The sequence below is a fragment of the Thomasclavelia spiroformis DSM 1552 genome (assembly GCF_025149465.1).
Lineage (GTDB): Bacteria > Bacillota_I > Bacilli_A > Erysipelotrichales > Coprobacillaceae > Thomasclavelia > Thomasclavelia spiroformis.
On sequence record NZ_CP102275.1, the window covers coordinates 975247 to 989268 of the forward strand.

The following is a 14022-nucleotide window of genomic DNA, read 5'->3' on the forward strand; positions in this document are numbered from 1 at the left end:
CAAATCACCTTCTTTTAACTAGACATAAGGAATCATCTGCTTCACCACTGGCAATTTTTATCGCTAAATTTCTACAATTAGCATAACCACAGCTACCACAATCAAATTGCGGTAAGGTTTCTAATATCGCATTTACTTTATTAAACCAGGCTAAGCGTTCTTTAAAGTTTTGTTCATTACTATCAATAGTATGAATTTTTTTATAGTCAAGATGATTGATATCTTCAATATTATCTTTACACTTATCCAACATGCTTTTAATATTAAAGCAGCCTTCAAATGGATTAGACCATAAATAATAGCCACCAATACATCCTTGAAAACAATTAAATAAAGCTAATAAATCGATATGTTTCAATTGATCAAATTCCACTAAATCTAAAACTTTTTTAATTTGTGATAAGCCCTCAACACTAATAATTGATAAATTATCTTTTCCATATAAATTACTAACAATACTTTCAATTCCTAAATGATTAAACTCAATATCTTCTTGTAAATCATTTTTTAAATGATTGATTTGTGGAAATAACTTAGAAATACTAAGAGCATAATCAATATTTGATTCTTCATTACCAAAAGGATGTTTTGCTAAAGATAATTTACCGACACATTCACATAGTGAATAAATCCCAACCTTTTTATCAGCATATTTATCTCTAAGTTTTTTAGCAGCGATTTCAACAGGATAATCATAAGGAAGTAAATGATCGATTAAAGTTGGATATTCATTTATAATCAATTTATTTATGGTTGGACAAAAAGAAGTAATCATTACTTTATTTTTTCCAATACTATCTTTTAGTGCTTGTTTATACAATGTTCCTTCAATATCACTATATTCAACTACTTCATCAAAGCCAAATTCTTTTATTGCATGAGCAATATTTTTAATTTCATCATAATTTTTTAAATCAGATAAAATAGCGGTAGGAATCAAAGCAATATTGTAGTCATATTGATTTAAAAAATCTTTTAAATCAATATGTTTAACTTGTAATAATTTCTGGTTACATGCTTGAATACAGATATCACAATTTATACATTTATTTTCATCGATAATTACTTGTTCATTTACAATTGAAATAGCATCCATGGGACATTCTTTAACACATTTAATGCATTTTTTACAATTACTACCTTTATAACTAACTACTGGTTTCATTTAAAAGTCATTTTAATATGTGTTCCTTCTTTTGAAGAAGTTATCCTAAAAGAAGAAGCCACACTTTTCATATTGTAAAGTCCCATTCCTGCACCAAACCCTAATTCACGAGCTTTTAAAGAAGCAGTCGAATAACCTGGTGTTAAAGCTAATTCAAGATTTTCGATACCTGGACCAATATCATCAAAAGATAAATGGACAATTCCCTCATCATCAATTTCAAAAGTAACGGTTCCACCATTAGAATGGATTGCAATATTTATTTCTGCTTCATAACTAGCAATCGCTACTGCCTTTAAAATTTTTCGATCAATTTGTAAAGCTTTTAATGTCTTTTTAATATCACTAGAAGCTTTTCCAGCATCTTGGTAATTATCTTTTTCTACTTGATATGTTTTTTTGATCATCGGCGCATTCCTGCTTCATATAATTTTCCGCAAGCTTCAAACATTGTAGCATCAGTTTGGAAAAGATTAATTTCTAAATCTTTTGCCATATCTACAATTGACATATCTAAAGGTTTTCCGCGAACAAACAAGATTGTATCAATATCTAATACCTCTGCGGTACGTAGTGACTGTACATTGGCAAGACCAGTAATAAATAAAATCTCATCACTTTCATCTTTTAATAAAGCTAAAGCATCAGACATTAAATCACTAGCAAAAGCTTTATCATAATTTTTATCATACACATCTTTGTTTGCAATATAGATTTCTCTTGCATTTAAAAGATCGATTACTTCTTTAACTAACATACTGAATCTTCTTTCAAATAATTTAAAACTAGCATTTTTAAATCTTCTAATTGTTTTGAACATCCAAAAACAGTTCCATCTACACTTACAACTGGTGCTAAACCACATGCCCCCACACAACGAGTGGCATCGATTGAAAATAAACCATCAGGGCTAGTAGAATTTACTTCACAGCCAGTCATTTCACAAAGTAAATCAAGAATTGTTTGAGAACCATTAACATAACAAGCAGTACCTAAACAAACTGAAATAACATGTTTACCTTTAGGTTCAGTTGTAAATTGTGAATAAAATGTTACTACCCCATACACTTTAGAGACAGGTACATTGATTGCTTTAGAAATTTTTTCCATTGCTTCAAATGGAATATAGCCAAGACTATCTTGAATTTCATGAAGCATAAGTTTCATTGGACCTTTTTCGTCTTTGTGTTTAGCAACAATTTCATCAATTTTATCCAAATACTCTTGTTTCAATTTTTTCATTATTACACCTCTTTCTTTTATGGTTATATCTAATTATAGCATGTTTTGTAACCGCTTTAAATAGCATCTGAAAAAGTTAGTTTTGGATAACCAAATAATATTTTATAAAAAGATAATTTTGACTGTAAATAACTGTTTTACATTAAAATACTTATTTATAGAAAAAAGTGACTGCATATTAGTATTTTTGTAAGTAGTTAATAAAAGTTATCAAAATATAAAGTATTATATGAGCAGTCTTTTTAATCAACTTTTTTACAAATTGGATTTTAGTTGTTTTAAGTCAATAAGAACATTTTTATGGTAAAAATAAGTGAATTTTTGACTAAGTTTTACTTAAAAAAAATCACTGATTTTTAAGTTTTTGTTAAAATAATAAAGTGTTTGTAAACTTGATTGAATCTTCTGTTTTCCAAGGTAAAATAATTAGCGTACTAGATGTACTACAATTTAATAGTCAAAAAAGGAAAAAGGGGTTTTAAGATGAATGGAAGAATAAAAAAACGATTAATTGTTTCTTTGGCTACGATTTCATCGATAGCTAGTCTAACTGCTGTACCTACGTCTGCTTTTGGCGAGTATGCAAGTGGTGATGGAAGTAATAAACTAAACAGTGGTATTACTAGTTCTACTGAATATCAAAATTGGTATGCTGATGAATGGGATAACAAAGAAGAAACAGATTCTGGTAAAGTTGCTTTAACACCTGGAGAAAATGAAAACGATTTAAATTTTGCTTGGTATTCTACTGATTTTGGAACACCAAAAGTAAGAATTTCGACAAATTTTGATATGTCTGATGCATATGAAGTAGCTGGAGAAGCTACAGCTATTGAAAAAACTAATGGTTTTAATAATTATAAAGCAAGTAATAAAGTATCTGTTACTGATTATTTACAAGAAAATACTACATATTATTATCAATATACTGTTAATGATAACTGGAGTGATGTTTATACATATCAAACACACAGCTTTACTGATTTCCAAGCAGTATTAGTAGGAGATCCACAAATTGGTGCTTCAGGAAGTACTGGAGAAGGAACAGAAAATGATGAAAGTATTGCTATTAATACTTATGCATGGAATAAGACATTAACAACTGCTTTAGGTGAAAAGGGAATTGCTAAAGATGCTAGTTTTATTTTATCGGCTGGAGATCAAATTGACTATTCATCATATGGTTCAAATGGTAGTGGTGAATTAATTCGTGAACAAGAATATGCTGGTTTCTTATATCCGAAGGCTTTAAGAAGTGTGCCACTAGCAACAACTATTGGCAACCATGAATCTCAAGTAGATGATTATAGTTATCATTATAATAATCCTAATGCTAGTCAATTAGGTGCAACTGAATCTGGTGGTGATTATTATTATAGCTATGGCGATACATTATTTATTAGTTTAAATAGTAATAATCGTAATGTTGAAGAACATCGTACTTTGATGAAAGAAGCTGTTGCAAGTCATGAAGATGCTAAATGGAAAGTGGTATTATTCCACCATGATATTTATGGTTCAGGTTCTCCACATAGTGATGTTGATGGAGCTAATTTAAGAATTTTATTTGCACCCTTGATGGATGAATTTGGTATTGATTTGTGTTTAACAGGACATGATCATTCATATGCACGTACTTATCAAATTTTAGATGGTAAAGTAATTGAAACTGATGGGGTTAATGAAAATGGAGCAAACGCTTATAATCCAGAAGGTACGTTATATATAGCTGCTGGATCAGCTTCAGGAAGTAAATTTTATACACTAAATACTACTAAACAATATTATATTGCAGAACGCTCTAATAATCCAATTCCTACTTTTTCAACAATAGATTTTAGTAGTGATTCATTAACAATCAAAACATATGATTATAGCGGTGCAAAATATGCTTATGATGTTACATTAACTAAAGATGGTAATGTTACTTCAATTATGGAAGCTAAAGATGATGTAGCGACAATTGATACAACTAATCTTACAAGTGGTTCAAAGACAAGAATTGATGCTGCTTTAGATAATGTTAATAAAGTTTTAGATAGTCGTGATGACAGTGAAGCAATTAATATTTTATCAAAAGCATATGATTCTTCAATTAATGGTAATAATGCCAATGATCCATTAAATTATTATGCATATGCACAAGGTGATTATGCTAATACTATTGGTGGAACTACTGCATTAAGACAAGGTTTTTCAACATTATTAGATAAAACATTATATCAAAATGATACAAATGTTGCAGTAAGTGCTGATGAGTTAAAAGCAGCTTATAATCAATTAGTATTTGCTAAAAACGAAGTGGTTACTAATGCAGAATTTGCTGCAGTTCAAGAACAATTTACTCAAGCTCAAGAAACACTTGATAAAGCAGTTATTGGAAATGATAAAGGTGAATTTAGTGAAGATGTAGTTAAGCAATATACTAATATAATTGCATCATTAAAAGAAAAACTAGATGAAGCAACAATTACTAAAACAGAATTGACTAGTTTACAAGAAGAATTAACGGCTACTGTAAATGAATTTGTTTCAAAAGCAAACCAAGATGATATTACAAATCAACCTGTAAAACCTAATCAACCAGGAAGTGATTCGTCTATTTCTACTGGTAATAAAATTAATAGTAGTGTAAAAACTGGTGATGATTTACAAGTAGGAATTCCTCTAGTAATAGCTATTATGTCATTATTAGGAATAATAGGAGCCAAAGTTCTTAAAAGAAAAAGAATTGAAGAATAAATAATGGAATTTAATTAACAAGGCAGCTTGTTCTGCCTTGTTTTATGTATTATAGGAGGCAGTGATGAAAAAAATTATTCAAAGGTTTAAACAGATGAGTAAAAAAGAAAAAATAGGTCATATCTGTGTCTACGGGGCAATTGTTTTATTTTTAGTTTTCTTATATTTTTTTAATACAAGTATTAAAAAAACTCCATTATTGGATGAAGATAGTAATGAATTTGTTCAAGCTAGAGTGGTAGAAATAGTTGAGGAAAACCGCGATAGTGAAGGGAATCAAGTGGGTACTCAGATTGTTAATGTAGAAATATTATCAGGTACTTATAAAGGTAAAATTGTTGAAACGACTAATATTGATAGTTATTTATATGGTGCTGATTGTAAAGTTGGAACAAAAGTGATTGTGCAATTAAGTGAGTACGATGGCAGTATTAGTGCGAGTGTTTATAATTATGATCGAACTAATATCTTAATCGGCATGGTTACCTTGTTTTTGTTTTTGTTGATATTGATAGGTAAACAAAAAGGTTTAACATCGGCACTTGGATTGGTATTTACATTTATTTGCATTATTTTCTTATATATTCCTATGATGTATATAGGTTTTTCTCCTTTCTTTAGTGCTGTATTAGTAGTTATTTTAACGACGATGGTTATAATGTATTTTATTGGTGGATTTTCAATGAAAACGTTATGTTCTATTTTAGGAACTATTGTTGGGGTTGTAATTGCGGGAGTTTTTGCTAGTGTTTTTGGTGCTATGAGTAATATTAATGGATTTAATGTTGAAGATATTGAAACATTAATTTATATTGGTCAAAATAGTAAATTGGATATTAGTGGTTTATTGTTTTCAGGAATTTTAATTGCTTCGCTTGGTGCTGTTATTGATACAGCAATGTCAATTGCTACAACGATTGAAGAAATTAAATATCGACGTCCTGATATTTCTGCTAAGGAATTATTAAAAAGCGGAATTAAAATTGGAGGCGATATGATGGGAACAATGTCTAATACTTTGATTTTGGCGTTTACAGGTGGTTCTTTAAGTACATTAGTTGTTTTTTATGCTTATGATATGTCATTTTTACAAATGTTTAATTCATATAGCATTGGAATTGAAATAATTCAGGGTATTTCTGGCTCTTTAGGAGTAATTTTAACTGTTCCATTTGTTTCAATTATTTCAGCATTTTTAATGACCAGAAAGAAAATGAGTTTAAGTAATGAGTTAAAATAAAAATTATTATTATAATAAGTTACTATAATTAAATTTATAAAACATTTTTAGTAGTAGTTGTAATTAAAGTATATTCTTATTTAAAATATCATATAAAATAATTTTTAATTTATGATGGTAGTGTGTTAAATTATTGCACATTTTTAGACTATTATTTTTACTTGATCTTTAATATTAAGTTTATGGTAAGAAACTAAAAGTATAGAAAAGATATTATGTTTAATATTATTTATTTCTTAGTAGTATCTTTTTCTTTAAAACGTATAATAATCAATAAATATATGTTAAAATGTTTTCAAGGAGAAAAAACAATGAATTTATTACATTTAAAATATATTGTTGAAGTAGCTAATGCTGGATCGATTAGTAAAGCTGCAAATAATTTGTTTATGAATCAGCCTCATTTAAGTAAAATAATAAAAGATATTGAAGAAAGTATGAATATTATTATTTTTGAACGAACTTCAAAGGGTGTCGTTGTAACTAAAAAAGGGGCTGAGTTTATTGAACAGGCAAAAAATATTATTGTTCAAGTAGAACAGTTAGAATCTAGATACAGTAATCATGATGATAAGTCGATTTATTTAGATCTTTGTATTCCTAGAGGTAGCTATCTTGTTGATGTGTTTATTGATTATTTATCAAGAATTAATGTTAGAGATAAGAGTGTAAAAGTTAATTATCATGAAAGTAGTACATATGATACAGTTAAAAAAGTAGCTGAGGGTGAAGTGAATATTGGAATTATTCATTTTCTTGCAAGTGAAAAGCAATATATTAAAAATATATTGGAATCTAAGGAATTAGAGTTTGAAGAAATAATAAAGTTTGATTATCGTTTATTAATTAGTACAGATAATCCATTATCTTATTGTGATAAAATTTGTTTAAGTGATTTAAATGATTTAATTGAAATAGTTTATGGTGATCAAGAAGCTTCATCGATACCATTAAAAATTAATAATCATGATAAAACGATTACAATATACCAAAGAGAAATACCATATCAGTTATTAGAACGATTACCACATGCATATATGTGGAGTAGTTCTTTTATTGCTAAATCTAATGAATTGTTTAAACAATATCATTTGGTTATAAGAAATTGTGAGGATTATAAAGTAATTGGTTATGATTATTTGATTAAAAGAAAAGGATATCGTCCTACTAAAGAGGATATGGGTTTTATTAGTGAATTGAAAAAATATGTAGATATATGTAAAAAGGAATAGGGTTATTCCTTTTTTGTATCTACGAAGTAATGTTTGTGAGCGCTATAATTCTAATTGGAGGTGCTATTTATGCAAAGATTTACATTACCAAGAGATTTATATCATGGAAAAGGAGCTTTAGAAGCTTTAAAAGATTTTGAAGGAAAAAAAGCGATTGTTTGTGTCGGTGGGGGAAGTATGAAACGTAATGGTTTCTTAGACCGCACTGTTAATTATTTAAAAGAAGCAGGAATGGAAGTAGAATTATTTGAAGGAATTGAACCTGATCCATCAGTAGAAACAGTTATGAAAGGTGCTGCTGTAATGGAAAAATTCCAACCAGATTGGATCGTTGCTATGGGTGGTGGTTCACCAATTGATGCCGCAAAAGCAATGTGGATTAAATATGAATACCCAGAAATTACATTTGAAGAAATGTGTAAAGTATTTGGAATTCCAAAATTACGTAAAAAAGCACGTTTCTGTGCGATTCCATCTACAAGTGGAACAGCTACTGAAGTAACTGCATTTTCAATTATTACTGATTACCAAAAAGGAATTAAATATCCAATTGCAGATTTTGAAATTACTCCTGATGTTGCTATCGTTGATCCTGATTTAGCAGAAACAATGCCGGTTAAATTAGTAGCTCATACAGGAATGGATGCAATGACTCATGCAATTGAAGCATATGTATCAACTGCAAATTGTAACTATACAGATCCTCTTGCAATTCATGCAATTGAAATGATTCAAGCTAATTTAGTTAAATCATATAATGGTGATATGGCATGCCGTGATGATATGCATGATGCTCAATGCTTAGCAGGACAAGCATTTTCTAATGCATTACTTGGAATTGTTCATTCCATGGCTCATAAAACTGGAGCTGCCTTTGTTGATCAAGGTGGACATATTATTCATGGTGCTGCTAATGCAATGTATTTACCTAAAGTTATTGCCTTTAATGCTAAAGATGAAACTGCTAAAAAACGTTATGGTGTAATTGCTGATTATATGCATTTAGGTGGAAATAATGATGATGAAAAAGTAGAATTATTAATTGCATATTTAAGAAAAATGAATGATGATTTAAATATCCCTCATTCAATCAATCATTATGGTGCAGATGGTTTACCAGCTGAAACTGGATTTGTACCTGAAGATGTTTTCTTACAAAGAGTTGAAGAAATTGCAGCTAATGCTATCGATGATGCATGTACAGGATCAAATCCACGTATTCCTACTCAAGAAGAAATGGTTAAGTTATTAAAAGCGTGTTATTATGATAGTGAAGTAGACTTTTAATTAGATATTAGACAAGGTTGCAAGCCTTGTCTTTTTTTTACCTTATGATAAAATGCTAGTAAGTGAGGTGTGATTATGAGTTTATATATTACAAGACATGGTGAAACAGATTATAATATTAAAGAGCTTGTTTGTGGTATTAGTGAAGCAATGCTTAGTGATAAAGGAATTAAACAAGCTCAAAAGTTAGCTGATTTATTGAAAAACATTGATTATAAATTTTTATATGTCTCGCCATTACAAAGAGCTATTGATACAGCAAATTATGCTAATGTTCATCAAATTGAAATGATTATTGAACCACGAATTAGAGAATTTAATTTTGGAAAGTGTGAGGGAATTTATCGAAGAGATGAAAAATTTTTAGAAATTAAACATAATTTAGCTTATCGCTATCCTGGAGGAGAGTCTTTTGTGGAATTATGTAAAAGAGTATATGAATTTTTAGATGAAATTAAGCAACAAGCAATTGAAAATGATGTATTATTAGTATGTCATGGTGGTGTTTGCAGAGCAATTCATAGTTATTTTAATGATATGACAAATGATGAAATCTTTAATTATCAAATGGATAATTGTAAGTTATTAAAATATGATTTTAAAAATGATTAAATTAGTGCTATAATGCATAAGTAAGATTAGGAGGTATGTATGGATATAATTGAGATATTGAAAGCAATTGTTTTAGGAATTGTAGAGGGGATAACAGAATGGCTACCAATTAGTAGTACAGGACATATGATTTTAGTTGATGAGTTTATTAAACTAGATGTCAGTGCTGAGTTTTTGGAGATGTTTTTAGTTGTAATTCAATTAGGGGCTATTCTTGCAGTTGTGTTTATATATTGGAAAAAATTATTTCCGTTTGATTATAAAAATCATTGGAAAGTAAAAAGAAATATAGTAACAATGTGGTTTAAAATACTTGTTGCTTGTATCCCAGCTGCAGTAATTGGGCTATTATTCGATGATGTTTTAAATGAGCTGTTTTATAACCCGTTAACAGTATCAATTGCATTAATTGTATTTGGAATTTTATTTATTATTATTGAAAACTACAATAAAAACCGATCTGCAAAAATTAATTCATTAAGGGAAATAACTTATACTACAGCATTGATAATTGGAATTTTTCAATTAATTGCTGCTGTTTTTCCTGGTACTTCTCGTTCTGGAGCAACAATTGTAGGAGCGTTATTAATTGGTGTTAACAGAAGAATTGCTGCTGAGTTTACATTCTTTTTAGCTATTCCGGTAATGTTTGGAGCTAGTTTATTGAAGATTGTTAAATTTGGATTAGTTTTTAGTGCTTTTGAGTTTGTTTTATTAGTCGTAGGAATGTTAGTAGCATTTATTGTTAGTATGATTACAATTGTATTTTTAATGGATTATATTAAAAAACATGATTTTAAAGTATTTGGATGGTATCGTATTATTTTAGGTGTTATTGTAATTGCTTATTTTATGTTTCTTAATTAAAAAATAGAGGCGTCAATCTTAAGAAATTTAGGGGTTTCTTAAGTTTGGCGCTTTTATATTTATTAAATAGCTCAATTATTCTTAAGCAAATATTATTTTTATCTGAATTGATATATAAATTTTATATAGTATCGTATATGGGATTTATATTATACATTTTAGTTAAGATAAGTTATAAATAAGCGTGTATATAAAATATACTACAAAGAAGGAATTTTTATGAATGAATATAAATTATATAAAAAAATTGCTTTTTATTTTTGTTTTGCGGGAATATTGATTTATGTTTTTTTTTCATATCTTATTTATAAATCCAATTATGAAATGATATCTCAGTCTTCTACTCAAGTTTTAAATCAAACTTAATATAGATTTTTGATTATCTTTTCATATCTTCTTATATATCCGCAAGTCCTTATTTTATCGGCTTTGCGGACGTTTTTGTTATCAAAAGACACTTGCTTATCTCTGCATTTCTTCACATATCTTCACGGTCAAACGTGGTAAATATCGTGGTACGATTTAGGCTATCATGCTTCTCAATTCTGCCTTGACGCTTTCCGCTGACGCATGGGCATACAGGTTCAGCGTGATACTGATGTTAGAGTGCCCCATGATGTATTGCAGGCTCTTAGGGTTCATGTTCCTGTTTGCCAGTCTTGTGCAGAATGTATGACGCAGAATATGCGGTGTTATCTTTGGCAGGCTGTCCTCATGGCACTTGTTATACTTCTTTGTCAAATTGGAAAAGGTCGCTGTATAGTAAGCATTTGTCATAGGATAGTGGATTGTCAACACTTTTTTGGACAATTTCTATGAGAACATCCTAAATTCAACTGGTGTCTTATAGCCAAGTGAACCATGTATCCTCACATTATTATACCAGTTTACATAATCAAATAATTCTAGTTCCAGTTCTTCAAAACTTTCAAACCTTTTATTAAATGCAAACTCTGTTTTTATAATTTTATATGTTGCTTCAGCAACTGCATTATCATACGGACATCCTTTAGCACTTAATGACCTGTTTATATTAAATGCCTTTAATGCATTTTCAATATCTTCATTTTTGAATTCATTTCCTCGATCACTGTGAAACAAATCTATTTTTCGTAAATCATATTTTATTGAATAGAGTGCTTTTTCTACTAACTTGGCATTTTTATTCTTACTGGCTGCATATCCTACAATCTCTCTGTTATATAGATCTAACATAAGACATATATAATTCCATTTTCCATCCACATTAACATACGTCAGATCACTAACTACTACCTTCATTCTCTCTTTTTGATTAAAATTACGATTGAGTCTATTTTCTATATTATCATTATTACATGCTGCGTGATGTACTTTATACTGTTTAACTGTATAGCTTGATACTAAGCCATTTTCCTGCATAATACGTCTAATTCTTCTTTTACTGACAATATGGCCCAGTTTAGCCAATTCTATTTTAATCTTTCTTGAACCATAGTTGTTTCGACTGTTTTTAAATATTTCTTTTACTAAAGCAGTCAGATAATGATCATTGGATTTTTTCTTATTTAATTTATTATTACGATTATAATATAATGATGATCTAGGTATATCTAGTAATTTACACATTGCGCTGACCGGATATTTATCTGCATTGGAAATGATAACATTTATTTTCGTCCCATGATCAGCGCTGCTTGCTTTAAAATATCATTTTCCATCTTCAGTCGCTGATTTTCCTTGCGGAGTCTGATTAGTTCTTTTTCTTCATCACTGCGGTTGTCCTCGACATGGAACGAACCAGTATTATTGTACTTTTTGATCCATGAAGATAAAGCAGATGGAGTCAGTTCATATTCACGAACCAGCTCAGCTCTTGGTTTTCCGCTGTTGTATAATTCGACCATTTTCTGTTTAAATTCATCACTGTAAGTTCTTCTTTCTCTTGCCATTTCAGATTACCTCATTTCTTGATTTTCTATTGTAACAGTTCTCTTAAAAACTGTCCAATTTAGTGTAACCTATCCATAGCCTTTTCCATTCAGAAAGAGGAAACCGCTGTAACCGTCAATCTCTATCGGTTCGGATTTCTTCCTTTCTGCCATGATACGCTCAAATGCCTGTTTCACTTCCTCGCTCATGGGAACATCACGCACACCACTTTTTGTCTTTGGGGTTTCTATGTAGTAGCCAGTTTCCTTGTTATTAAGTAGCTGGTGGTTCACATGGATAACTTCATTTTGAAAGTCGATGTCCTGACTTGTCAATCCGCACAGCTCCGAGATACGAAGTCCCGTCTTTAACAGTATCACGATTGCGTCATAATGCTTTTTATATACCCTGTCTTTGCGTACAAAGGACAACAGCTTGATGCTAGAATAAAAACTGTACCAGTTAAATGGAAGAACTAGCTAGTATATGATACAATGTCATAAGCTTAAATCAAAAATAGAAAAGGGGTATATGATGATGACTAAACCAACATTTACAGATGAATTTAAACAGGGAGTTGTTCAATATGTTTTAGAACATCCTGATGAATCTAAAGTAGCTATAGCTAAACAGTTTGGTATTGCTGATAGCACTGTTCATAAATGGCTTAAAGATGCCAGTAGTAATGACGGCGTAATTAATTCAAGAGGAAGCGGTAATTATTCAAGTGATGAAGCTAAAGAAATTGCCAGATTAAAAAAGAACTGAAAGATACACAGGATGCTTTAGAAGTCCTAAAAAAGGCTATTGGCATACTGGGCAATTAACTAAGCAGGATCTTTATAAAAGGATAAAAGAAAAATCTAAAAAAGATAAACAGACTTCAGTTACCGGTATGCTAAAAAAATTACAACTGAGTAAATCAGGATATTATGAATATTTGAAAAGAAAACCATGTAAACGAAAAATCAGAAAAGCTAGAATCACAGAAAGAATCAAGAAGATCTATAAGGATTCAAAAGAAATATATGGAGCTCCTAAAATAACTGAAATACTAAAAAAAGAGGGAGAAAAAATAAGTGAAAAATATGTAGGAAACATAATGAGGGAAAACAATATTAAAGCTCATTATATCAAACCATATACAATAACAACAAAAGACTGTGATTTTTCAAATAAACTAAAAAATATTCTAAACCGAGATTTTAATCCAAAAGCACCAAATCAGGCATGGTGTACTGATATAACATATATCTGGACAGCAGATGAAGGATTTGTATATTTAACCAGTATAATGGATCTCTATTCAAGAAAAATAATAGCATGGACATTAAGCAAAACATTAGAAGTAGATGAAGTATTAAAATGTCTGGAAACAGCTAAAAAAAGAAGAAAAAGCGCAAAACCAATAGTAATCCATGCAGATCGCGGAGTGCACTATACATCGAAGAAATACAAAAGATTAACTAAGCAGATGAAAAGAAGCTATTCACAAAAAGGAACACCGTGGGATAATGCGTGTATAGAATCATATCATGCATTGATAAAAAGGGAATGGCTGAACAGATTTAAGATTATAAATTATAATCATGCATATAAGCTGGTATTTGAATACATAGAAGGATTTTATAATACAATAAGAGTACATTCACATTGTGATTATAAATCACCTAATGAATATGAGCATGATTATTTAATTAGTATCAATTAATTAAATTTCTTAC

General features: G+C 29.6%; 13 protein-coding genes and 2 pseudogenes. 8 read left to right on the plus strand and 7 right to left on the minus strand.

Annotation, left to right across the window (positions count from 1 at the left end; all coding sequences use genetic code 11):
• Positions 1–4: 4 nt before the first annotated feature.
• From NQ543_RS04455 to NQ543_RS04470, 4 genes are read right to left on the minus strand one after another with little or no spacing between them, the layout of a single operon-like run.
• Positions 5–1165 carry a [Fe-Fe] hydrogenase large subunit C-terminal domain-containing protein gene (locus NQ543_RS04455; protein ID WP_004610509.1) on the minus strand — a complete coding sequence of 387 codons (1161 nt, stop codon included), beginning with the start codon at positions 1163–1165 and terminating at the stop codon, positions 5–7.
• Positions 1162–1569, minus strand: a complete 408-nt coding sequence (locus NQ543_RS04460) for an ATP-binding protein (protein WP_050752828.1) — start codon at positions 1567–1569, stop codon at positions 1162–1164. The genes NQ543_RS04455 and NQ543_RS04460 overlap by 4 nt, the downstream gene beginning before the upstream one ends.
• Positions 1569–1922, minus strand: a complete 354-nt coding sequence (locus NQ543_RS04465; RefSeq protein ID WP_004610511.1) for a hypothetical protein — start codon at positions 1920–1922, stop codon at positions 1569–1571. Before NQ543_RS04465 ends, NQ543_RS04460 begins: the two co-directional genes overlap by 1 nt.
• The gene (locus NQ543_RS04470) at positions 1916–2407 is read right to left on the minus strand and encodes an NADH-quinone oxidoreductase subunit NuoE family protein (RefSeq protein WP_004610512.1); all 492 of its coding nucleotides are present in this window, start codon (positions 2405–2407) and stop codon (positions 1916–1918) included. The genes NQ543_RS04465 and NQ543_RS04470 overlap by 7 nt, the downstream gene beginning before the upstream one ends.
• 483 nt (positions 2408–2890) lie before the next feature.
• Here NQ543_RS04470 and NQ543_RS04475 point away from each other — a divergent pair, with 483 nt between their 5' ends.
• The 6 genes from NQ543_RS04475 to NQ543_RS04500 all read left to right on the plus strand — a co-directional run bounded on the left by NQ543_RS04475 (position 2891) and on the right by NQ543_RS04500 (position 10387).
• Complete coding sequence (locus NQ543_RS04475; protein WP_039904588.1) at positions 2891–5149, plus strand: purple acid phosphatase family protein; 2259 nt, start codon at positions 2891–2893, stop codon at positions 5147–5149.
• Between the two features lie 64 nt (positions 5150–5213).
• Entirely contained in the window at positions 5214–6389 is a 1176-nt protein-coding gene (locus NQ543_RS04480; RefSeq protein WP_004610514.1) for a YibE/F family protein, read from the plus strand.
• Between the two features lie 311 nt (positions 6390–6700).
• Complete coding sequence (locus NQ543_RS04485; protein ID WP_039904591.1) at positions 6701–7621, plus strand: LysR family transcriptional regulator; 921 nt, start codon at positions 6701–6703, stop codon at positions 7619–7621.
• A 69-nt stretch (positions 7622–7690) separates the two neighbouring features.
• Positions 7691–8908 (plus strand): iron-containing alcohol dehydrogenase, encoded by a 1218-nt coding sequence (locus tag NQ543_RS04490; protein ID WP_004610516.1) that lies wholly within the window; start codon positions 7691–7693, stop codon positions 8906–8908.
• 75 nt (positions 8909–8983) lie between these two features.
• Positions 8984–9520 carry a histidine phosphatase family protein gene (locus NQ543_RS04495; RefSeq protein ID WP_004610517.1) on the plus strand — a complete coding sequence of 179 codons (537 nt, stop codon included), beginning with the start codon at positions 8984–8986 and terminating at the stop codon, positions 9518–9520.
• 39 nt (positions 9521–9559) lie between these two features.
• Entirely contained in the window at positions 9560–10387 is an 828-nt protein-coding gene (locus NQ543_RS04500; protein WP_004610518.1) for an undecaprenyl-diphosphate phosphatase, read from the plus strand.
• 522 nt (positions 10388–10909) lie between these two features.
• Here the strand turns inward: NQ543_RS04500 and NQ543_RS04505 are convergent.
• From NQ543_RS04505 to NQ543_RS04515, 3 genes and pseudogenes are all read right to left on the minus strand, one after another.
• A pseudogene (locus tag NQ543_RS04505) lies at positions 10910–11170 on the minus strand (tyrosine-type recombinase/integrase); the annotation flags it as partial.
• A gap of 30 nt (positions 11171–11200) precedes the next feature.
• A protein-coding gene (locus tag NQ543_RS04510) for an IS3 family transposase (RefSeq protein ID WP_148344849.1) occupies positions 11201–12318 on the minus strand; the annotation gives its coding sequence in 2 pieces (ribosomal slippage) (positions 11201–12072 and positions 12072–12318; 1119 coding nt in all).
• Between the two features lie 78 nt (positions 12319–12396).
• A pseudogene (locus NQ543_RS04515) lies at positions 12397–12732 on the minus strand (site-specific integrase); the annotation flags it as partial.
• A gap of 52 nt (positions 12733–12784) precedes the next feature.
• Between NQ543_RS04515 and NQ543_RS04520 the strand changes: the two are divergent.
• On the plus strand, positions 12785–13066 hold the full coding sequence (locus NQ543_RS04520) for a transposase (protein ID WP_004608772.1): 282 nt from the start codon (positions 12785–12787) through the stop codon (positions 13064–13066).
• An 82-nt stretch (positions 13067–13148) separates the two neighbouring features.
• On the plus strand, positions 13149–14009 hold the full coding sequence (locus tag NQ543_RS04525) for an IS3 family transposase (RefSeq protein ID WP_050752825.1): 861 nt from the start codon (positions 13149–13151) through the stop codon (positions 14007–14009).
• Positions 14010–14022 lie beyond the last annotated feature (13 nt).

Excerpts from the sequence above, each read along its gene's own strand:
- NQ543_RS04455 (WP_004610509.1), bottom strand. The coding sequence starts at position 1,165 with ATGAAACCAGTAGTTAGTTATAAAGGTAGTAATTGTAAAAAATGCATT.
- NQ543_RS04465 (WP_004610511.1), bottom strand. The coding sequence starts at position 1,922 with ATGTTAGTTAAAGAAGTAATCGATCTTTTAAATGCAAGAGAAATCTAT.
- NQ543_RS04470 (WP_004610512.1), bottom strand. The coding sequence starts at position 2,407 with ATGAAAAAATTGAAACAAGAGTATTTGGATAAAATTGATGAAATTGTT.
- NQ543_RS04475 (WP_039904588.1), top strand. The coding sequence starts at position 2,891 with ATGAATGGAAGAATAAAAAAACGATTAATTGTTTCTTTGGCTACGATT.
- NQ543_RS04480 (WP_004610514.1), top strand. The coding sequence starts at position 5,214 with ATGAAAAAAATTATTCAAAGGTTTAAACAGATGAGTAAAAAAGAAAAA.
- NQ543_RS04485 (WP_039904591.1), top strand. The coding sequence starts at position 6,701 with ATGAATTTATTACATTTAAAATATATTGTTGAAGTAGCTAATGCTGGA.
- NQ543_RS04490 (WP_004610516.1), top strand. The coding sequence starts at position 7,691 with ATGCAAAGATTTACATTACCAAGAGATTTATATCATGGAAAAGGAGCT.
- NQ543_RS04495 (WP_004610517.1), top strand. The coding sequence starts at position 8,984 with ATGAGTTTATATATTACAAGACATGGTGAAACAGATTATAATATTAAA.
- NQ543_RS04500 (WP_004610518.1), top strand. The coding sequence starts at position 9,560 with ATGGATATAATTGAGATATTGAAAGCAATTGTTTTAGGAATTGTAGAG.
- NQ543_RS04520 (WP_004608772.1), top strand. The coding sequence starts at position 12,785 with ATGATACAATGTCATAAGCTTAAATCAAAAATAGAAAAGGGGTATATG.